23 protein-coding genes are annotated in these 19,798 nt (G+C 69.7%); 13 read left to right on the top strand and 10 right to left on the bottom strand.

What is annotated here, in order from left to right; translation table 11 throughout:
- Positions 1–2: 2 nt before the first annotated feature.
- Positions 3–587, bottom strand: coding sequence for a cysteine hydrolase family protein (locus BP05_RS13170; protein ID WP_496364192.1), 585 nt, complete (start codon positions 585–587; stop codon positions 3–5).
- Between the two features lie 107 nt (positions 588–694).
- On the opposite strand from BP05_RS13170, the gene BP05_RS13165 reads away from it, so the two are divergent.
- The gene (locus BP05_RS13165) at positions 695–1,126 is read left to right on the top strand and encodes an Lrp/AsnC family transcriptional regulator (RefSeq protein WP_496364190.1); all 432 of its coding nucleotides are present in this window, start codon (positions 695–697) and stop codon (positions 1,124–1,126) included.
- A 30-nt stretch (positions 1,127–1,156) separates the two neighbouring features.
- Here BP05_RS13165 and BP05_RS13160 read toward each other — a convergent pair whose 3' ends face one another.
- On the bottom strand, positions 1,157–1,441 hold the full coding sequence (locus BP05_RS13160) for a DUF4031 domain-containing protein (protein WP_496364188.1): 285 nt from the start codon (positions 1,439–1,441) through the stop codon (positions 1,157–1,159).
- Between the two features lie 58 nt (positions 1,442–1,499).
- On the opposite strand from BP05_RS13160, the gene BP05_RS13155 reads away from it, so the two are divergent.
- On the top strand, positions 1,500–2,288 hold the full coding sequence (locus BP05_RS13155; RefSeq protein ID WP_496364186.1) for an NRDE family protein: 789 nt from the start codon (positions 1,500–1,502) through the stop codon (positions 2,286–2,288).
- 146 nt (positions 2,289–2,434) lie between these two features.
- On the opposite strand, the gene BP05_RS13150 is transcribed toward BP05_RS13155, so the two are convergent.
- The 3 genes from BP05_RS13150 to BP05_RS13140 form a co-directional block, all read right to left on the bottom strand.
- Positions 2,435–3,652, bottom strand: coding sequence for an RtcB family protein (locus BP05_RS13150; RefSeq protein WP_496364184.1), 1,218 nt, complete (start codon positions 3,650–3,652; stop codon positions 2,435–2,437).
- A gap of 559 nt (positions 3,653–4,211) precedes the next feature.
- Positions 4,212–5,918, bottom strand: coding sequence for a sialidase family protein (locus BP05_RS13145; protein WP_496364182.1), 1,707 nt, complete (start codon positions 5,916–5,918; stop codon positions 4,212–4,214).
- Between the two features lie 242 nt (positions 5,919–6,160).
- Positions 6,161–6,424 carry a hypothetical protein gene (locus BP05_RS13140; RefSeq protein ID WP_496364180.1) on the bottom strand — a complete coding sequence of 88 codons (264 nt, stop codon included), beginning with the start codon at positions 6,422–6,424 and terminating at the stop codon, positions 6,161–6,163.
- A 140-nt stretch (positions 6,425–6,564) separates the two neighbouring features.
- On the opposite strand from BP05_RS13140, the gene BP05_RS13135 reads away from it, so the two are divergent.
- The 4 genes from BP05_RS13135 to BP05_RS13120 all read left to right on the top strand — a co-directional run bounded on the left by BP05_RS13135 (position 6,565) and on the right by BP05_RS13120 (position 10,372).
- The gene (locus tag BP05_RS13135; RefSeq protein WP_496364178.1) at positions 6,565–7,608 is read left to right on the top strand and encodes a class I SAM-dependent methyltransferase; all 1,044 of its coding nucleotides are present in this window, start codon (positions 6,565–6,567) and stop codon (positions 7,606–7,608) included.
- 71 nt (positions 7,609–7,679) lie between these two features.
- Positions 7,680–8,384, top strand: coding sequence for a pseudouridine synthase (locus BP05_RS13130; protein WP_496364176.1), 705 nt, complete (start codon positions 7,680–7,682; stop codon positions 8,382–8,384).
- A 242-nt stretch (positions 8,385–8,626) separates the two neighbouring features.
- Complete coding sequence (locus BP05_RS13125) at positions 8,627–9,481, top strand: hypothetical protein (protein WP_496364174.1); 855 nt, start codon at positions 8,627–8,629, stop codon at positions 9,479–9,481.
- A 90-nt stretch (positions 9,482–9,571) separates the two neighbouring features.
- Positions 9,572–10,372, top strand: coding sequence for a transporter (locus BP05_RS13120; RefSeq protein ID WP_496364172.1), 801 nt, complete (start codon positions 9,572–9,574; stop codon positions 10,370–10,372).
- Positions 10,373–10,431: 59 nt separating this feature from the next.
- Here BP05_RS13120 and BP05_RS13115 read toward each other — a convergent pair whose 3' ends face one another.
- Genes BP05_RS13115 through BP05_RS13105 form a run of 3 tightly spaced genes read right to left on the bottom strand, consistent with a single transcriptional unit; the run spans position 10,432 to position 11,902 of the window.
- On the bottom strand, positions 10,432–11,013 hold the full coding sequence (locus tag BP05_RS13115) for a DUF1415 domain-containing protein (protein ID WP_496364170.1): 582 nt from the start codon (positions 11,011–11,013) through the stop codon (positions 10,432–10,434).
- A complete protein-coding gene (locus BP05_RS13110) occupies positions 11,010–11,402 on the bottom strand; it encodes a VOC family protein (RefSeq protein ID WP_496364168.1) in 393 nt (130 codons plus the stop codon). Before BP05_RS13110 ends, BP05_RS13115 begins: the two co-directional genes overlap by 4 nt.
- A gap of 17 nt (positions 11,403–11,419) precedes the next feature.
- Positions 11,420–11,902, bottom strand: coding sequence for a YajQ family cyclic di-GMP-binding protein (locus tag BP05_RS13105; protein WP_496364166.1), 483 nt, complete (start codon positions 11,900–11,902; stop codon positions 11,420–11,422).
- Between the two features lie 113 nt (positions 11,903–12,015).
- Here BP05_RS13105 and BP05_RS13100 point away from each other — a divergent pair, with 113 nt between their 5' ends.
- The 5 genes from BP05_RS13100 (at position 12,016) to BP05_RS13080 (ending at position 16,451) form a co-directional block, all read left to right on the top strand.
- Entirely contained in the window at positions 12,016–13,065 is a 1,050-nt protein-coding gene (locus tag BP05_RS13100; protein WP_496364164.1) for an NAD(P)-dependent alcohol dehydrogenase, read from the top strand.
- Positions 13,066–13,068: 3 nt separating this feature from the next.
- A complete protein-coding gene (locus BP05_RS13095; RefSeq protein ID WP_496364163.1) occupies positions 13,069–13,593 on the top strand; it encodes a DUF1453 domain-containing protein in 525 nt (174 codons plus the stop codon).
- Between the two features lie 68 nt (positions 13,594–13,661).
- The gene (locus tag BP05_RS13090) at positions 13,662–14,657 is read left to right on the top strand and encodes an MBL fold metallo-hydrolase (RefSeq protein ID WP_496364161.1); all 996 of its coding nucleotides are present in this window, start codon (positions 13,662–13,664) and stop codon (positions 14,655–14,657) included.
- Positions 14,658–14,695: 38 nt separating this feature from the next.
- Positions 14,696–15,538 (top strand): DMT family transporter, encoded by an 843-nt coding sequence (locus BP05_RS13085; RefSeq protein ID WP_496364448.1) that lies wholly within the window; start codon positions 14,696–14,698, stop codon positions 15,536–15,538.
- 73 nt (positions 15,539–15,611) lie between these two features.
- The gene (locus BP05_RS13080) at positions 15,612–16,451 is read left to right on the top strand and encodes a hypothetical protein (protein ID WP_496364159.1); all 840 of its coding nucleotides are present in this window, start codon (positions 15,612–15,614) and stop codon (positions 16,449–16,451) included.
- 19 nt (positions 16,452–16,470) lie between these two features.
- Here BP05_RS13080 and BP05_RS13075 read toward each other — a convergent pair whose 3' ends face one another.
- On the bottom strand, positions 16,471–17,205 hold the full coding sequence (locus BP05_RS13075) for a DNA-formamidopyrimidine glycosylase family protein (RefSeq protein WP_496364157.1): 735 nt from the start codon (positions 17,203–17,205) through the stop codon (positions 16,471–16,473).
- A gap of 21 nt (positions 17,206–17,226) precedes the next feature.
- Positions 17,227–17,421 (bottom strand): hypothetical protein, encoded by a 195-nt coding sequence (locus BP05_RS13070; RefSeq protein WP_496364155.1) that lies wholly within the window; start codon positions 17,419–17,421, stop codon positions 17,227–17,229.
- A gap of 261 nt (positions 17,422–17,682) precedes the next feature.
- Between BP05_RS13070 and BP05_RS13065 the strand changes: the two genes are divergently transcribed.
- Positions 17,683–19,113, top strand: coding sequence for a dihydrolipoyllysine-residue acetyltransferase (locus BP05_RS13065; protein WP_496364153.1), 1,431 nt, complete (start codon positions 17,683–17,685; stop codon positions 19,111–19,113).
- The gene (locus tag BP05_RS13060; protein ID WP_496364151.1) at positions 19,110–19,745 is read left to right on the top strand and encodes a hypothetical protein; all 636 of its coding nucleotides are present in this window, start codon (positions 19,110–19,112) and stop codon (positions 19,743–19,745) included. The genes BP05_RS13065 and BP05_RS13060 overlap by 4 nt, the downstream gene beginning before the upstream one ends.
- Positions 19,746–19,798: the final 53 nt, after the last annotated feature.

The following is a 19,798-nucleotide window of genomic DNA, read 5'->3' as shown; positions in this document are numbered from 1 at the left end:
CTTCAGCCCGCGGCCTGCAGGCGCGGTGGTGCCAGCGCGGCGAGCAGCCGCTCGGTATCGATCACCTCGGCGAACTCCGCGTGCAACGTCGCCAGGTGCGCGCGATGGATCTGCGCGGCCGGGATCACGCCGCCGTCGAGGGCGGGCTGGTCGAAGCAGAAGCAGGCGTCGCCGACCACGATCGTGCGGTAGCCGAAGTTGGCGGCGACGCGCGCGGTCGTCGACACGCACATGTCGGTGCTGATGCCGAACAGGACCACGCTGGTGACGCCGAGGCGGCGCAGGCGCAGGTCGAGGTCGGTGCCGATGAAGGCGGCGTTGACCGACTTGGTCACCAGCGGTTCGCCGGCGTGCGGTTCGTAGCCGGGGCGGAAGGCGTGGCCGGGATGGGTCGCCGCCAGCGTGGAGCCGGGCACTACCGAGGCGTGGTTGACGTGGATCAGTGGCCGCCCACTGGCGCGCCACGCCTCCAGCAGGCGCAGGCCGTTGGCTTCCATGTCGGGATTGTTGCGCGGCGGCCACGGTGCGTGGTCGAACGCCTGCTGGACGTCGATCGGGATCAGGGCGGTGCGCTCGTCGAGTTGCATGCAGATGCTCCAGGGAAGGGATGCGCACACTGTGCGGAGGGGCGTGCGCCGGTCTCAACCCGGCAATCTGCCGATAGCGCCGGCACAGCGGCGGCATAATCCGCCCGATGAAGACACTCGACGACATCGATCGCCGCCTGATCGCGCTGCTGCAGGACAACGCGCGCCTGTCGACGGTACAGCTGGCCAAGACAGTGGGTCTGTCCCGCAGCGCGGTGCAGGAGCGGATCGCCCGCCTGGAAGGCAGCGGCGTGATCGCCCAGTACACCGTGCGCCTGGGCAGCGGCGGCGAACCGCTGCGCGCGTGGCTGCTGCTGCGCTACGCCGACGGCTTCAGCTGCGACGACGTGATGCCGCAGCTGGAAGCGCTGCCGCAGGTGCAGGCCTGCCACAGCGTCGCGGGCGAGACCGACATGCTGGTGCTGGTGCAGGCGGACACGCCATCGATGCTGTCGCAGGTGCGCGAAGCCATCGCCGGCTACAAGGGCATCGACGACGTCACCACGCTGCCGGTGCTGCGCACCCTGCTGGAACGGTAGGCGGGCCACGCCCCGCCGCTGCGTCGTGCCCTAGGGCGCCTCGCCCTTGCCCTGCGCCTTGGCGCGCGCGATCACCGCTTTCACCAGCACGCGGTCGGCATGCCGCGAGATCGGCGTCGCGCCGTAGGCGATCGCCTGCTCGCGGGTGTCGGCGGTGACGTCGTAATGCGCACCGCTGGTCTTGTTCTGGAAGGCGCGGCGCGGAATCCCCAGGCGCGCGGCCATCGCGTGCAGCTCCTGCAGCGTGTCCGCCATCAGGTGCGCCCAGCGCTGGCCACGCCAGGGATGCACGGCGTCGTCGACATAGACCGTCATGGCCACAGTGTGCCACCGCCGGCACGCGGCCGCGGCGACGCGCGCCTATGATGCGCGCATGTGCCTGATCGCCGCCGCCTGGCAGCACCATCCGCGCTACACGCTGGCGCTGATCGCCAACCGCGACGAGTTCCATGCGCGGCCCACCGCCGCCGCCGGATTCGACCCGGACGCGGCCACGGTCTACGGCGGGCGCGACCTGCAGGCCGGCGGCAGCTGGTTGCAGGCGTCCACGCGCGGGCGGCTCGCCGCGGTGACCAACGTGCGGGTTGGGCGCAATCCGGAAACCGCACCACGGTCGCGCGGGGCGCTGGTGCGGGATTTCGTGCGCGGCGCCGCCGATGCGCGCGCTTTCGTGGCCGGCCTGGAGCCGATCGCCGCGGAACACGGGCGCTACAACCTGCTGGCCTGGGATGGCGGGGACCTGATGTTCGCCACCAACCATCCCGGGGCGCACTTCCACCCGGTGGCCCCTGGGATCCATGCGATGTCGAACGGCGCCTTCGATGCGCCCTGGCCCAAGAGCGGCCACGCCACGCGCGCGCTGCGCAGTTGGCTGGATGCGCCGCTGTCGCTGCACCCGATCGATGCCGCGGCGTTGGAGCCGCTGTTCGCCGCGCTGGCCGACACGCTGCCGGCGCCGGACGCGGCGTTGCCGGACACCGGCATAGGCCTGGACATGGAACGTTGGCTGTCGCCACCGTTCGTGCGCGGCGAGCGTTATGGCACGCGCTGCAGCACGGTGGTGCTGGTGGATGCGGAGTCGATCGTGTTCGCCGAGCGGCGCTTCGGTCCGGACGGCGTGCCGATGGGGGAGAGTTGCGTGCGCCTGCCGCGGCTGGGTTGAGGGCCAGCAGAAACGCCGCCGGAGCAGCGTTGGCATGTTCGACGTGGCGCGCGCAGTGGCGCGCGAGCGACGTCTCCGGATGGCCCCGCGGCACAGCCGTCAGGCGATGGTCGGCGCATGCACCAGTGGCGCACCGGCGCGCCCCCTCATCCCTTGATGCACACCACCTGCCGCAGCGTGTGCACGATCTCGACCAGGTCGCCCTGTGCCGCCATGACCGCGTCGATGTCCTTGTAGGCGGCCGGCGACTCGTCGATCACGCCCGCGTCCTTGCGGCATTCCACGTGCGCGGTGGCCTCGCGGTGCTGCTTCAGGGTGATCCGTGCGCGCGCGGCGGTCCGGCTCATCACCCGGCCGGCGCCGTGGCTGCAGCTGTGGAAGCTGTCCGCGTTGCCCTTGCCGCGCACGATGTAGCTGCGCGCGCCCATGCTGCCGGGGATGATGCCGAGCTCGCCTGCGCGCGCGCTGACCGCGCCCTTGCGGGTCACCAGCAGCGACTCGCCGAAGTGCTCCTCGCGCTGGACGTAGTTGTGGTGGCAGTTCACCGCCTCCTTCTCCAGCTGGAACTTCGGCAGGCGGTGGCGCATCTCCTGCAGCACCCGCGCCATCATCGCCTCGCGGTTGACCCGGGCGTAGTCCTGCGCCCACGACACCGCCTCGACGTAGTCGCCGAACAGCGGCTCGCCTTCGAGGAAGAAGGCGAGATCCTTGTCCGGCAGGTGGAAGCCGAGCACGCGCTGCTCCAGCTGGCGACGCGCCAGCTCGATGAAGTAGGTGCCGACCAGGTTGCCGGTGCCGCGCGAGCCCGAGTGCAGGAGTACCCACACCCGGTCGGCCTCGTCCAGGCAGATCTCGATGAAGTGGTTGCCGCCGCCGAGCGTGCCGGTCTGCTTGTCGACCTTGTCCGGGCGGATCTTCGGGTGCTTGTCGCGGATCACCGCGAGGCGCGCCATCAGCTCCGACTGCGCCAGCTTCGTCTCGATGCTGTCGGGAATGCGCCGGTGCTCGCCGCCCGGGCCATTGCCGACCGGGATGCTGCGTTCGATCGAGTTGCGCAGTTGCGCCAGGTCGTCGGGCAGGTCGTTGGCATGCAGCGTGGTCCGCACCGCGGCCATGCCGCAGCCGATGTCGACGCCGACCGCGGCCGGGATGATCGCGCCCCTGGTGGGAACCACCGACCCGACGGTCGCGCCGATGCCCAGGTGGACGTCGGGCATCACCGCGACCCACGGACCGACGAACGGCAGCGTGGCGATGTTGCGCAGCTGCTGCCGCGCCTGGTCTTCCAGCGGGACGCCGTGCACCCAGCCCTTGATCGGCGTGGCGCTGCCCTCGGCATGGAGAAATTCGTATTGCGTGTTCATGGTTCCTTCCCGTGAATTGGTTACATGCGATCGATTCCGTTCGATCGCAAGGAATTTTACTGCTTCAAGCGCACCCGTCGCCTGGTGATGCGTCCAGGGCGCCGAACACGGTCAGCGTGTCGATCTTCTCGGAGACCTTCTGCAGAGCTTTCAGATCCTTCAGGTGCATGCGCACCGGCGCCATCGCGATGGACCCTGGCGATTGCTTTGCGACCGCAGGAAGAAAAACGCCCCCCGGAATGGCCCGAGGACGTTCGCGTTGCCTCGGGAGATCGGTTGACCGATCTGCGCGAGCGAAGATCAGCCGTTGCGGATGAAGCGCGGATGCCCGCGTTGGTCACGCGGCCGCGCGCACGCGTCCGGGCGGTGGCGGAAGGGCAGTGGCGCAGTCGGGTGGGCGATGTCGAGGACGGACTTCATGGAACTCGCGGAGAACGCGTCGCCGCAATGGCGAAGGGCGCGCCCCTTGCGCACGCGCCATTTCGAATGCAAGGGCCGAATCCGGCGAACGGTTGCGAGTCGCCACGCCGGTGCCCGATGCGCATGCACGCAACAACGCTTACGGCGGCGCGGTGGGCGCGCGCATGGTCCGCTCACCCCACTGCGCTACGCGCCAGCGCATGCTGCGTTCCAGCTGCAGGCCGACGTCGCGCTGCAGCGAGTCGGTCATGCGGAAGTCGCCCGGAATCGCGCGGGCCGCCACTTCGGACCGGCGCGCGCGTCGCCATACGGCCATCTGCATCGCGCTGGGCTGGCTTGCCGCGGCGGTGATCGATACCGCGGGCGCGGCGAAGACATCGGTGCGGTTGGTGAGGTCGCCGGTGGTCTTGACGAAGAACGGAACGAACACGTTGCTGCGACTGGCCAACGCCTGGTAGTCGCCGAGGAAATACGCGCCATTGGCCTGCGGCGCGGTCGTGAGGTCGAACGAGGTCGCCACGCGCGTCTCGCTCCAGGTCACGCCGCCATCCGACGAGCGGGCCAGCCAATAGTCGGTCGGCAGGCTGGCCGCCGCGGTGTTGTTGCGCAGGTCATAGAAGCTCACGCCGACGTCGCCGTTGGCGCGCACGTGCACCGAGGGCGTGAATGCGGCAGCGCCGACCGCACTGACGCGCGTCGGCGCCGACCAGGTCACGCCGTTGTCGGTCGAACGCGAAATGGCGATCGAATCGAAGGTGCCGTTGTTGAAGCGCGCGTCCTGCCAGACCACGAACAGGTGCCCGCTGGGGCCCACCGCGATCTGCGCCAGGCTGGCGCCGTCGCGCACCGGCACGTTGCTCTGCGGATCGCGCGTGCCCACGGCCAGCAGGTCGGCGACCCGGGTCGGGCCGCTCCAGGTCGCGCCACGATCGAACGAGCGGATGACATCCATGTGCGCGGCAGTGGTGGTAGCCGAGAGACGGTCGATCTGGGTGAACAAATTGACCAGCATGCCGTTGGGCGCGACCACGATGACGTTGCCGAGGGTCTGGCTGGACGGACCCGGGTCGTAGATGGCGCGCGCGGGTTCCCAGGTCGCTCCGCCGTCGACGGTACGGGCGAAATACGTCGGGCCGCCGGCATCGCCCGCCACCAGCCGGTCCCAGGTCGCATAGACGAAGGCCGCGCTGAACGGATCGGCGGTGATCGTGTTCTTGTCGTTGAAGAAGCCGGCGCCGTCGCGGATCAGGGTCGTCGGCGCGCTCCAGCTATGCCCGCGATCGGTCGAGCGCACCACCAGCATGGCGTTGACCGATCCGGGCTCGAACGAACCGCCGGTGGTGACCAGGCCCATGGCGTAGGCCGTCCCGTCCGGGGCGAACGTGACCCAAGGATCGGTGGCGCGCGCGTAGTCGCCACCGTTGGCGAAGGTGCCACCTCCGCATCGCGACACCGGCAGCGGCGTGCGCGTCCAGGTCTGGCCGCCATCGCTGGAAGCGGCGCTCATTAGCCCGCGCGAGGAACCATTCGACCAGCGGTCCTGCTGCCACACCCCGATCAGGTTGGCCGGGTTGCCGGGATCGACCGCGACGTACGGCTCGACTTCGGCGTTCTGGAACAGCGTTCCGGTGCTGCCGCCGCCATCGCAGCCGAGCGTGAAGGGGGACGGACCCGAGGCCAGGTATTGCAGGTCCGTCGCCGGCGGAGGCGGCGGAGGCGGTGGTGCGGGCGGGGGCGGTGTCGTACCGGAGCCGCCACCGCCGCCACCGCCGCAGGCCCCGAGCGCCAGCAGGAGCAGCGCGCCGCTCATCCAGCCCAGGTCCGGCCTTGCACCGTGTGCGCGCATCGCAGTTCTCTCTGGCAAGGATGCGGCGAGTCTAGCAACGCATCCCGCGGCCGGTGCCGTAGGCGTGATGCAGACAAGAAACGTCAGTCGCGTGCAGCCTGGGATTCGAAGATGCACGCGGCGGCGCGCTGATCAGGGGTTGTGGCGGCGAATCCAATCGGCGAGCACCGCGTGCTCGCCGGTGTGCGCAGCAGGGGCAACCGACGAACGCGGTCGCCCTTCGCATTGCTGATGTCGTTGCGTCAGCGCGCGACCAGGGCGGGCGTGGCGTGGAAGCGGCGCGGATAGTTGCGCTCGTCGCTGATGTTGCTCACCACCTCGTCGGCGAGGTCGGGCGCCGCATACACGACGTAGGCAATGTCGCCTTCGTCGCGTACGCCGACGTGATGCAGGCGGTAACGGGCCTGGCCGCCGCCGGTGTTCTCGGGGTAGTGCAGCGGTGGGCGGTCGGTATCGAGGTCGAGCTCGCTGTTGTCGACGGAGCCGCCGATGAAGAGGGCGCGCATTCGAGGCACTCCTGCTTGAAGGCAGCCCGATCATGCCCGCCGCCATGTTGCCCGCGCGTTATGACCGCGCATGCCGCGGCCGCGGCGAACGGCTCGTGCGACGTAGAATCTGCGCTGGTTCATTTCACTGAAGGCCGCGCGTGTCCGCCGACGGTCCCGACTCCGCGCTCGAAACCCTGCTGCTGCCATTGCTCGACGGCCCCTTGGCGTGGCCGGCCGAAGGCGGCGTGCTGTTCCTGCGCGCGCGCGATGGCTGGCCGTTGCACCAGCGCGCCTTCCCGGGCCTGGTGTGCGAGCAGAGCTTCAAGCCGGAAGCCGATGCCCTGCAGCGCTCGGGCCTGGCGCTCGCCGCGGAAGACGACACCACGCGCCACCCGCTGGTGCTGGTGTTGCCGCCGCGGCAGCGCGATGAGGCGCGCGCGCTGTACGCACGCGCCATCTCGCGCACCGCTCCCGGTGGCCGCGTGCTCGCCTGCCTGCGCAACGATGAAGGCGCCAAGTCCGGCGAGGCCGACCTGGCCAGGCTCGCAGGGCCGCTGGGCCAGCTGTCCAAGCACAAGTGCCGCGCGTTCTGGACCGCCCCGCTGCATGGCGCCGCCAACGCGGCGTTGTGCGCGGAATGGCTGCAGCTCGACGCGCCGCGGGCGATCGCCGGCGGGCGCTTCGTGAGTCGCCCCGGCGTGTTCGCCTGGGACCGCATCGACACCGCGTCCGCGCTGCTCGCCGCCCACCTGCCGTCCGATCTCGCCGGCGCCGCGGCGGACCTGGGCGCGGGCTACGGCTATCTCTCGCACGAACTGCTCGTGCGTTGCCCGCGCATTGCATCGCTCGACCTGTACGAGGCCGAACGCCGCGCGCTGGACCTCGCGCGCCGCAACCTGCAGGCGCAGGACGAACGCGTGGCGCTGCAGTACCACTGGCACGATGTCACGACCGGGCTGGGCAAGCGCTTCGACGTGATCGTCAGCAACCCGCCGTTCCATGCCCAGGGCCGCGCCGATCGCCCCGACCTCGGCCGCCGCTTCATCGCCGTCGCCGCCGAGGCGCTGCGCCCGGGCGGCCGCCTGTGGCTGGTGGCCAACCGGCACCTGCCGTACGAAAGCGAGCTGGCCGCGCATTTCTCCGCCGTGCGCGTGGTCGCGCAGGAGCAGGGCTTCAAGGTGATCGAGGCGATCCGCAAGTAGGCCGCCGCACCGCACCGGCGCGGTCGCGTCCGCGCCCATGACCCAAACCACAAGCGTCTGCAGATATCCCCATGAAACTCGTAAAACTCCTCGCCAACCTCGGCTATGGCAGCCGCAAGGACGTCGCCGCGATGTTCCGCGCCGGCATGGTCACCGACGCCAACGGCGAGGTGCTGTATGCCGACGACAAGGTCGCGCACGACGACATCCGCATCGATGGCGAGGCGCTCGATCCGCCGGCGGGCGTGCTGCTGATGCTGCACAAGCCGGTCGGCTACACCTGCTCCACCAAGGATCCCGGCCGCATCGTGTACGACCTGCTGCCGCCGCGCTTCCGCCTGCGCTCGCCGCTGCTGTCCACGGTGGGACGGCTGGACCGCGACACCAGCGGCCTGCTGCTGATGACCGACGACGGCGCGCTGCTGCATCGCATCGTGTCGCCGAAAACCCACCTGCCCAAGGTGTACGAAGTGACGCTTGCGAACGACCTGCGCGGCGACGAGGCCGGGATCTTCGCCAGCGGGACATTGCAGCTCGAGTCGGAAACCACGCCGCTGGCTCCGGCGCAGCTGGAGGTCATCGATGCGCGCAGCGCGCACCTCACGCTCACTGAAGGCCGCTACCACCAGGTGCGGCGCATGTTCGCCGCGGTCGGCAATCACGTGCTGGCGTTGCATCGCAGCCGCATCGGCGGGTTGGCGCTGGATGAGCTGCCGGCGGGGCAGTGGCGCTTGCTGGATGCGCGCGACCGCGAGCGCCTGTTCGCATCCGACTGAGCGCGTTGCGCTCACACCACCTTCACGCATCCGGCGCGGTCGAGCGTGAAGTCGTTCTCCTTTTGCGCGCGGCATATTCGAACCGGAAGGCCGCCAATCTGGGGCGTGCGTCACGCGTTGCCGCTCAATTCCGAAATCCGGCCTGAATATGAGCCTGAACGGTCGTTGCGAACGGCCGACCCCGGCCTAGCATCTCCTCCGCGCCGCAACAGCGGCTCGACTCAACGATGAGGGAAGAAGCAATGACTGCGAAGAACACTTTGTTGTTTGCCGCGCTGGCCGCTGCGCTGTTCGCCGCCACGCCGGCGTTCGCCCAGGACGCACCGCCGCCCGAAACCACTGAAACCGATGCCGGTGTGACCAAGGATCGCCTCGTCGATGCCTACGCCGGCACGCTGTTCGCCGGCGACGAAGTCGCGGCGGGCGACGCCATCACCGCGCTGCGCACCGGCGGCGACTTCACCGTGACCTCGACGGTGACGCGCCAGGCGACCAACCCGGACGGCACGCTCGCGACCAACCCCGACGGCACGCCGAAGATGGAAACGGTGACCGTGGAAACGCCGATCGCCAATGCCAACGGCCCGATGGGTTGGGGCGAGGTCGATCATTCGCTCGGCCTCGCGCAGGCCCTGGTCGATGGCGGCAAGGCCGCGAGCTTCGACGAGGCGCTGCTGGGCACCGCGACCACCACCACGGTGACCAACGCCGATGGCACCACCACCACGACCACCACCTACTCCGGCGGCATCCTGCAGATGCGCGCGGACGGCATGGGCTGGGGCCAGATCGCGAAGGAACTGGGCTTCAAGAGCCTGGGTGAGGTCAAGAGCGGCCGTTACGCCGATGCCGACAGCGCGACCGAAGACGGCACTGCCTCCGTGGCCAGCGACAAGTCGGCCAAGGGCAAGGACACGGCAAAGGGCGCGCAGGACAACCGCGGCAAGTCGGCCGACCACAAGGCCGACCACGTGGCCAAGGCGGATCGCGTGACCGGCAAGCCGGAGAAGGTCGAGCGCATCGCCAAGGTCGAGCGTCCGGCGAAGGTCGATCGTCCGGAACGTCCGAGCAAGCCCGAACGCGGCGGCCGCCCGTAAGCATTGCGTGGTTTCGCACGACGGGCGCCCCAGGGCGCCCGTCGTCGTCCGCGTCGAACCAGAAAACAGATCCATGACCAGGAAACCCCGATGAAGCGTTCTGCAGTATTTCTCGCCCTGTTCCTCGCCGCGGGCATGGCGCACGCCGACGACGGCCTCAGCCTCGGCGTCGGTGTCGACTACAGCTCCGGCGACTACGGCAGCGACACCACCACCAAGATCCTTTCGGTGCCCTTCAGCGCCAAGTACGCGACCGGCGACTGGACCTTCAAGGCCAGCCTGCCGTGGCTGCGCGTGCAGGGCGACGCCAACGTCGTCCCGGGCCTGGGCAGCCTGGTGAACCTCAATCCCAACGGTCGCGGCCGCGGTAACGGCGGTGGCGGCGGCGATCCGACCGCGCCGACCTCGGGCACCACTTCCGGCATCGGCGACCTGCGCCTGGCGGCGACCTACGCGATCCCGCTGCAGGGCCAGTGGGGCGTGGACCTGACCGGCAACGTCAAGGTCGCCACCGCCGACGAGGACAAGGGCCTGGGCACCGGCGCCAACGACTATGGCGCGGCCGTGGACGTGTACCGCAGCGTGGGCGACGCGACGACCCTGTTCGGCGGCGTCGGCTACACCCTGCTCGGCGACTCGGACTTCATCGAAGTCGATTCGGTCTGGAATGCCAACGTCGGCTTCAGCCACAAGCTCGGCAACAGCAGCGCCGGCCTGATGTACGACTACCGCCAGCCGACCTCGGAAGCAGCGGACGATCGCAGCGAAGTCACCGGCTTCTACAGCTTCCCGACCTCCGACGCGAGCAAGATGCAGGTGTACGCGACCAAGGGCCTGTCCGACGGCAGCGCGGACTGGGGCGCCGGCGTGAACTTCACCGCCGGGTTCTGAGCGACCCGCGTGATGCAACCAGAACGGCGGCCTCCGGGCCGCCGTTTTCTTTTGCGCGCTTATGCGTCGGTGCTGCCGTCCTGCGGGTCCGGCGAACCGTGCGGCTGCATCAGGCGCTGCCATCCGGCATGGCCGAGCTTTTCCAGCGTGGCGATGTTGCGTTCGACGATCGCATCCGGGTCGGGGAAGGCCGCCACCGCGCGCTCGACGCTGGCCTCGCGCAGCAGGTGCAGGGTGGGCCACGGCGAACGGTTGGTGCAGTTGCCGATGTCGTCCTCGCCGGTGCCGGCGAAGCGGTAGTCGGGATGGAAGCTGGCGACCTGCAGCTCGCCTTCCAGGCCGAGTTCCGCGACCAGGGCGTCGGCGGCGTCAAGGAAGTCGTTGTAGTCGAGGAAATCGGCCAGCACGTGCGGATGCACGATCAGGGTCGTATCGGTCTGCTGCGGATCGGCGTCGTGCAGCCATTGCAGCTCATCGCGCAGCAGCGCCAGCAGGGCCTGCGGGTCGTGCGCCTCGCACAGGACGAAGCGCACCTGCTGCTTGACGTACACCGACTTCGCGAACGGGCACAGGTTCAGTCCGATCACCGCGCGCTCGAGCCAGCGGCGGGTGTCGGCGATCGGGTCGCGTGCGTCGCTCATGCCGGCGGTTGCCGCGCGTAGCTGACGGTCAGCAGCTCCCAGACGTGCCCGGCGGGTTCGTTCCAGTAGACGATGCTGCCGCCGTGATTGGTGTTCACCTGCATATCGTCCGCGCCGTGCGGAGTACTGCGATAGGCGATGCCCGCGGCGCGGATGCGGCCGAGGATCGCCTCGAATTCCTGCGGCGACACGCGGAAGCAGTAGTGCTGGACCGGGAATGGCGCGCTCGCCTGGTCGAAATCCAGCGTCAGTCCGTCGTTGACGTACACCGGGCAGAACGGCCCCGCGCCGGTTGCCGACCAGGGCACGCCAAGGAGTTCGGCCAGCTGCTTCGCCGCGGCGCAGCGGTCGTGCGACGGAACCAGCAGGTGGTCGAGCTGGATGCTCACGGCGATCGCCGGCGCGCTCAGTCGCGGAAGTTGTCGAACTGCAGCGGCCGCTCGAAGTTGCCGGCGCGCAGCAGGGCGATGGCTTCCTGCAGGTCGTCGCGCTTCTTGCCGGTGACGCGCAGCTTGTCGCCGTTGATCTGGCTGTCGACCTTGAGCTTGGCGTCCTTGAGCGCGCCCTGGATCTTCTTCGCCAGGTCGCGCTCGATGCCCTGCTTGACCGTGATCTTCTGCCGCGCGCCGGCAAGGTTGCTTTCCACTTCGCCGAATTCCAGGCAGCGCACGTCGATGCCGCGCGCGATCAGGCGCGCGCGCAGGATGTCCTCCATCTGCTTGAGCTGGAAGTCGCTCGGCGCGGACTGGTTGATCACCTGCTCCTCGAGCGCGAACCGGGCGTCGACGCCCTTGAAATCGAAGCGGGTGGACAGCTCGCGGTTGGCCTGGTCGACCGCATTGGTCAGCTCGTGCTGGTTGACCTCGGACACGATGTCGAAGGACGGCATGGGAACTCCGTGGGGCGCGATGCAGTTTTGGGGGGCGCAAGGGTAACGCAAGCGACGTTGGCGCTGGATAGACTGCCGCCTCCGGATCATCGGTTTCCCCGCGAGGACGCGCCATGCACCGTAGCCCTGCCTATGCCGCCGCCACCGCCGGCGCACCGCTGGCGCCCTTCACCGTCGAGCGCCGCGCGCCGCGGCCGCGCGAGGTGCTGATCGACATCCTTTACTGCGGCGTGTGCCATTCGGACATCCACCAGGCGCGCGACGAGTGGGGCGGCGGCATCTTCCCGATGGTGCCCGGGCACGAGATCGTCGGGCGCGTGGCCGATGCCGGCGCCGAGGTCACGCGCTTCCGCGTCGGCGATGCCGTCGGCGTGGGCTGCTTCGTCGATTCGTGCCGGCAGTGCGAACCGTGCCGGGCGGGCGAGGAGCAGTACTGCGACCAGGGCATGACCGGCACCTACAACTCGCGCGAACGCGACACCCAGGCGCCGACCTACGGCGGCTATTCCACCCGCATCACCGTGCACGAGGACTACGTGCTGCGCATCCCCGACGCGCTGCCGCTGGATCGCGCCGCGCCGCTGTTGTGCGCGGGCATCACCACCTATTCGCCGCTGCGCCATTTCGGCGCGGGCGAGGGCAGCGAGGTGGCGGTGGTCGGGCTGGGCGGGCTCGGCCACATGGCGGTCAAGCTGGCGCGCGCGATGGGCGCCAGGGTGACGGTGCTCAGCAGCTCCGAGGCCAAGCGCGCCGATGCGTTCGCGCTCGGAGCGCACGAGTTCGCGGCGACGCGCGACCCGGCGACGTTCAAGCAGCTGGCGCGGCGCTTCGACCTGATCCTGGACACGGTCTCGGCCGAGCACGACTACAACGCCTACCTCGGCCTGCTGCGCCTGGACGGCACCATGGTGTTGCTTGGCATTCCCGAGCGGCCCGCGCCGGTGGCCGCCTATGCCCTCATCGGCAAGCGCCGGCGCCTGGCCGGCTCGCTGATCGGCGGCATCCGCGAGACCCAGGAAATGCTCGAGTTCTGCGCCCGCCACGGGATCGCCTCGGACATCGAGCTGATTGCCATCGACCGCATCAACGAGGCCTACGAACGCATGCTCAAGGCCGACGTGCGCTACCGCTTCGTGATCGACATCGCGAGCCTGCGGGGCTGAGCGGTGCCGCTGTTGCTGCTGCTGCCGGTGTTGGTCATGGCGCTGGTGCTGCTGTGGCTGCTGTTGCTGCCCTTCGCGCTGTGGCAGCGCTATCGCAGCGGCCGCGCGCGCCGGCGCGCGGCGCGCTGGGTGACGGCGGTCAACGCCTGGTCGTTGCTGGTGTCGGCGTGCGTGTTCGTCGCCAGCGCGTGGCTGACGAGCCACTGGATCGACGGCGCGCTGCGGCATGCCCTCGCCGGTCTGGCAGCGGGCGCGCTGGCGGGGATCCTGGGCCTGGCGCTCACGCGCTTCGAGGTCACGCCACAAGGACTGTTCTACACCCCCAACCGTTGGCTGGTGCTGGCGCTGACGCTGGTGGTCGTGGCCCGGCTCGCCTTCGGCGTGTACCGCATGGCGCAGGCGTGGACGGCCGGCGGGCACGCGGCGTGGCTGTCGCAGCAAGGCAGCGTGCTGGCCGTGGGCGGGCTGGTGCTCGGCCATTACCTCGCCTATGCCTGGGGCCTGCGCGGCCGGCTGCGGCGGACGTGACCTGCGGCCTATTGGCGCTGCCTGCGCGCTGCGGCACGTTGCCAGGAGGCAATGACGACGGGGTACGCATGCGCAGCATCGGCGCACTGGTGGCGATCGCCCTGCTGGCCGGCTGCGCGGCGACGCCGGCGCGGCCGCCGTTGCCGGGTACGGTTGTCGCCCCCGGCGTGTCGCTGTTGCCGGGAACCTTCGTCGCCGGTGCGCAGCCCGACGGCAACACCGTGCTCCTGCGCGGTCGCCGCGGCCTGGTCGTGGTCGACAGCGGCCGCCACGCGCAACACACCGCGCGCATCATCGACGCCGCGCGCAGCAGCGGGCTGCCAGTAGCCGCCATCGTCAACTCGCACTGGCACCTGGACCATGTCGCCGGCAATGCGGCGTTGCGCGACGCCTTTCCGCAGGCCGAAGTCTTTGCCAGTGCAGCGATCGACGAAGCCCTGCATGGCTTCCTTGCCGACTATCGCGCGCAGTTGCAGGCGCTCATCGCCCAACCGGAGGCGGCGACGGCCGAGGCGATCGCGGGGTGGCGCGAGGAAGTGGCGCGCATCGATGCCGGTCGCGCCCTGGCGCCGACGCACGTGGTGGCCGCATCGCAGCAGGACGTAGCGCTGGCGGGGCGGCGCCTGCACCTGGGCCTGGAAGACAACGCGGTGAGCGGCGGCGACGTGTGGCTGTTCGATCCGGCCACGCGCACGCTGGTCGCGGGCGACCTGGTGACGCTGCCGGTGCCGTTGTTCGATACGGCCTGCAGCGCGGGCTGGCAGGCCGCGCTGCGGCGCCTGGACGCCGTGGATTTCGCCGTGCTGGTGCCGGGGCACGGCGCGCCGCTGGACCGCGCGCACTTCGGCACGTTTCGCATCGCCTTCGATCATCTGTTGCAATGCGCCGCCAGCGGCCAGGACGCCGCGGCCTGCAAGGCGGGCTGGATGCGCGACGCCGCGACGCTCATCCCGGCGCAGGACGTCGCGTTGGCCGGTTCGCTGCTCGACTACTACCTCCCCCACGTGTTGCGCGCGCCGCCGGAGCGACGCGACCGCCATTGCCGCAAGGAATCGACGAAGTGAGTGCACATCCAGGACGGTCGCTGCAGGCGATCGCCTACATGCTGGCCGCGGTGCTGCTGTTCTGCCTGATGGACGCCGGCCTGAAGGCGCTGAGCGCGCACTATCCGCCGTTCCAGGTGTCGGCGATCCGGGGCGCATCATCGTTGCCGCTGGTGCTGGTGTGGGCGCTGTGGACCGGCGGTGCCAGGACGCTGTTCCGCGTGCGCTGGTCGCTGCACCTGCTGCGCGGGGTGCTCGGCATCATGATGATGGGCGGCTTCGTCTACGCCCTGCGGAGCCTGCCGCTGTCGGAGGCCTATTCGATCTTCTTCGTCGCGCCGCTGATGATCACCGCGCTGTCGGTGCCCTTTCTTGGCGAGCGCGTGGGCCCGCGGCGCTGGGCCGCGATCGGTGTCGGCCTGCTCGGGGTGCTGGTGGTGCTGCGCCCCACCGGCGAGGGCGTGCTGAGCCTGGCCGGGCTGGCGGTGCTGGTGGCGGCGTTCGGCTACTCGGTTTCGGCCATCACGGTGCGGATCATCGCGCGCACCGACAGCACGCAGGCGTTGATGGTCTGGCTGCTGTGCTTCATGGCGCTGGGCGCGGGGCTGCTGGCGCTGCCGCAATGGATGCCGATCCGCGGCGCCGACGCGTGGGTGATCGCCGGCGTGGGCGTCGCCGGCGCGCTCGGGCAGTACGCGATCACCGAAGCCTTCCGCCTCGGCGAGGCCTCGCTGATCGCGCCGCTCGAGTACACGGCGCTGGTGTGGGGCGTGCTGCTCGACGCCACCCTGTGGGGCGTGCTGCCGGACGCGGTGACCTGGGCCGGCGCCGGGATCATCGTCGCCAGCGGCCTGTACCTGCTGCGCCGCGAGCGCGTGCACGCGGAGGCGGAGCACCCCTAACCCGTTCGGGTGTCCCTTGCGCTGGTCCGAATGCGTAATTGACGGTGCCATCACGCCATAGGAGGCATCGGCAATGCATAGGAAATCCGTAGTCGGTCAGCGCGGTCTGATCACCGTGGGCGCCATCGGCCTGGCACTCGCGGCCGTCTTCGTACATGCCGGGCAGGCGCCGCAACGCCCCGATGCCGTCGATGTCCGCTCCGCCGACCTGGTGTCGCCGCAGCAGCAGCGCGGCCTGACCCTGAGCAAGCGGGTCGCGCCCGCGGCCGCGGACGCCGTCACCGTCGAGGACGTCGGCGACGTGGATTCGTTCGGCCGCAACCTGCGCTGGCTGGGCGTGACCCAGTTGAACGCCGCGCTGACCGCCGACTGCTCGACCTGGACCGGTCCGGGCTGCCAGGTGCTCACGCCCGGTGCGTTCACCAGCTTCAGCTTCAACGACCTCGCCCGCATCCGCCTGCCGCCCAGGGCGACCAAGTCGCTGCTGTGCTACTGGGTCTCGCCGCTGGTGACCGTGCGTTACGAGAACCCGGGCACGACGCCGGTCAACGCATTGCTGCGCTACAGCCCGACACTGACCATCGAGAATCCGGTGCTCAACGATCCGGCGCTGGTGAACCCGATGACGGGGCTGCCGTTCGGCGGCCGGCTCGATACCGGCCTGACCTCGTCGGAGTTCTACGAAGTGCCGCTGGCCCCGGGCGCCGCCTTCACCCAGCGCAGCCGCGACTCGGCGGTGTGCATCGCCGGCTTCCTCAGCAAGCGCGCCCTGGTCGACAACTACGGCCTGACCGATGCGCAGGCGACGGCGTTCTTCCAGCAGGAAACCCTGGTGCGGATGAACCTGGCCGGCGCGGTGAACCATGTCGCCGACGCCAGCTTCGTCTTCGGCCTGCGCATCATCGGCGACTGATCACGGGGTACGGCTGCCGTCACTGGTAAAGCCGCTGGCAGTGCTCGCACCAGAAGGCGCGGCGCTGCCGGCGGCCGAGCTTGGCCCGGTATGACAGGCGCATGCCGTCACGCGGGCAATGGGTCTTGGCATGCACCTGCCAGTGCTTGCGCAGCACGTAGGCCTTCTTCCATTCGAGGAAATCGAAGCTGTAGTCGCGTGCCTGCCGGACCAGTTCGCCGCGTTTGCGCGGCGAGAGCGCGCCGACGGTGCTCTCGGGGTGCACGCGGATGCGGTGCAGGACTTCGTTCTTGATGATGTTGCCGCAACCGGCGAACACGTCCTGGTCGAGCAGCACGTCGCAGGCCAGCGCATCCGGCATCGCCCGCAACTTGCGGTGCGCGGCGCGCGGATTCCATTCCGGCGCCATCACGTCCGCGCTCCAGTCGTAGACCGCGTCGAGGTCGCCCTCGATGTACTTGAGCGAACAGGCGTAGAAATTCAGTTCCCCACGGGCGAAGCGCAGGCTCAGGCGCGGGGCGGCGTCGCGGCGTTCGTTGATGCGGTAGCTGCCGAACAGCATGAAGTGCACGCGCAGCGCGAAGCCGTCGAAACACACCAGGAAATGCTTGCCCCAGCTGCGCAGCGCGAGCACGCGGCGGCCGCGCATGCGCTCCAGTTCAAGGTGGCTGTTGCCGGCGACGTCCTTGACGACCTTGCCGGCAAAGCCGGCCGCTTGTTCGCGCAGGATGACGATCGACGGGCCTTCGGGCACGATCGCCTACCGCGTGCCGTATCAGCCGCCGGTGCTGGCGCCCAATGCGGCGCTGAGCGCAGTGTCGCCGCCGATCAGGTCGCGCCAACGCAATTCCTGGCCGTTACGCCGGCCTTTTTCGACGATCTTCAGGCCATCGCCGTCGATGGTCAGGGTGTAGGCCTTGTCGTCGATCTCGATTTCTCGGCGGATGGGCTTGTCGAGCTTGGTGGTCATCGCGAAGGCTCCGGGCGGATAAAACGGCGCAGGCAGGCTAGCCCGCAGGTGGAAAGGCTTTGTGAAATCCACATTCAGGCCGGCATGGCGCGGATGCCTTCCATGCGCGGGCGTACCGTGACGCGGCATCGCTCGCCACCCGCTCGCGGGTGACTCCCGTTGCAGGAATACGAAATCAGTACCGGGCGACCGGCCGCGATCGGTTGGCGCATCCCCAGCGCAGCGGACACAATAGGGACTTTCGCGCTGGCAGGGCCCCCCATGGCTGAGTTGAAGGAAGCACGCGTCCCCGACATCGGGGGCTACGACGACGTGCCCGTGATCGAACTGCTGGTCGCCGTGGGCGATACGGTGAAGCTGGACCAGGGCCTGGTCACGCTGGAGTCCGACAAGGCCACCATGGAAGTGCCCGCGCCGTTCGCCGGCGTGGTGCGCGAGCTCAAGGTCAAGGTCGGCGACAAGCTGTCCGAAGGCAGCGTGGTCGCGCTGATCGAAGCCACCGATGCCGCCGCCCCGGCCCCCGCGGAGCCGCCGCGCGCCGAACCGGTGGCGCAGCCCACGACCATGGCGGCGGAAACCGCGACCAAGGTCGAGCCGGTGGCGGTGCCCGCCCAGCCCGATCGCATCGCTCAGCAGTCGATCGAACGCCAGCCGGCGGACCAGGCGCGAGCCGCCACCGCCATCGACAACCGCCCCGGCATCGATCCCGAAGCCGGGCCGCCGCGCACCCCGCCGGTGGCCTTCACCGCCGACGAGCTGATGCCGGACAAGGTGCCGTATGCCAGCCCGGCCGTGCGCCTGTTCGCCCGCGAACTCGGTGTCGACCTCGCGCAGGTGAAGGGCAGCGAACGCGGCGGCCGTATCGGCAAGGACGACGTGTCGAAGTTCGTGAAGTCGGTGATGACCGGCGGCGGCGTCGCGGCCGCCGGCGCGCCGGCCACGGCCGGAGGCGGCCTCAACCTGCTGCCGTGGCCCAAGGTCGACTTTGCCAAGTTCGGCGAAATCGAGACGCGCGAGCTCTCGCGCATCCAGAAGATCTCCGGCGCCAACCTCGCCCGCAACTGGGCGATGATCCCGCACGTCACCCAGCACGACGACGCCGACATCACCGACCTGGAAGAGCTGCGCGTGCAGCTCAACAAGGAGAACGAGAAGGCGGGCATCAAGCTCACCATGCTCGCCTTCCTGATGAAGGCTTCGGTCGCCGCGCTGCAGAAGTATCCGACCTTCAACGCCTCGCTCGATGCCAGTGGCGAGAACCTCACGCTCAAGAAGTACTTCCACATCGGCTTCGCGGCGGACACGCCCAACGGCCTGGTGGTCCCGGTCGTGCGCGACGTCGACAAGAAGGGCGTGCTGCAGATCGCGCAGGAGACCTCCGAGCTGGCGAAGAAGGCGCGCGACGGCAAGCTCGGCCCGGCCGACATGCAGGGTGGCTGCTTCTCGATCAGTTCGCTCGGCGGCATCGGCGGCACCAAGTTCACCCCGATCGTCAATGCGCCGGAGGTGGCGATCCTCGGCGTGTCCAAGTCGGCGATCCGGCCGGTGTGGGACGGCAAGCAGTTCGCGCCGCGTTTGCTCCTGCCCCTGTCGCTCAGCTACGACCATCGCGTGATCGATGGCGCCGCCGCGGCGCGCTTCACCGCCTATCTCGCCCAGTTGCTGGCCGACATGCGCCGGGTGCTGCTGTGATCCGCGCGCTGGTGCTGGCCACGGCGCTGCTGCTGGCACCGGCGGCGCACGCCGACGACTGCAAGCTCGCGCTCGGACGCGGGTGGCCGCCGGCCACGGAGAACTACGGCAGCGCGGTCGAACGGCTGTTCGCGGTGGGCAGCCAGCCGGCCTGGAGCTTCACGCTGCTGCCGAGTTCCGGCGTCGAAAGCGGCGTGCTGCTGATCCCGGCCGTGGAGGGGCGCGACTGGACCCTGCGTCGCGCGGTGGCCGACGAGCGCGTGCATTTCTGGAGCGCGACCAAGCTCGAGCTGCGCACCAACCAGGAGCCCGATCTCAACGACGCCGCGATTCCCGCCGCGGTCGCGAGCCGCTTCGTCGAGGCATGGCGCCGTGCGTTGTCCGTCGCCGCTCCCGAAGGCAGCCAGGCGCCCTTCAGCGAGAAGGACACCTGGCTGTTCGTCGCCGGCGACCTGCGCGTGAGTGGCCTGGCGCCCTCGTGCGACCTCGGCGAGCTGATGCGCGACCAGATCGACCTGCTGATCGAGGCGAGCGACGAGGGCGACGAGAAGCGGCAGAAGCGCTGGCGCCAGTTGGGCGAGTCGCTCGATCGCATGGACAAGGTGCTCGCGGCGATGAGCCCGGCGAAGTAATTCCATTTCGCGCCGGCTGCAGGCAGCCGCGCGCACCACGCATTGAACGGAAG

The organism is Lysobacter oryzae DSM 21044, from assembly GCF_059568595.1.
Note: the sequence above shows the minus strand (reverse complement) of the source record. Positions and strands in the feature narration are given on the sequence as shown.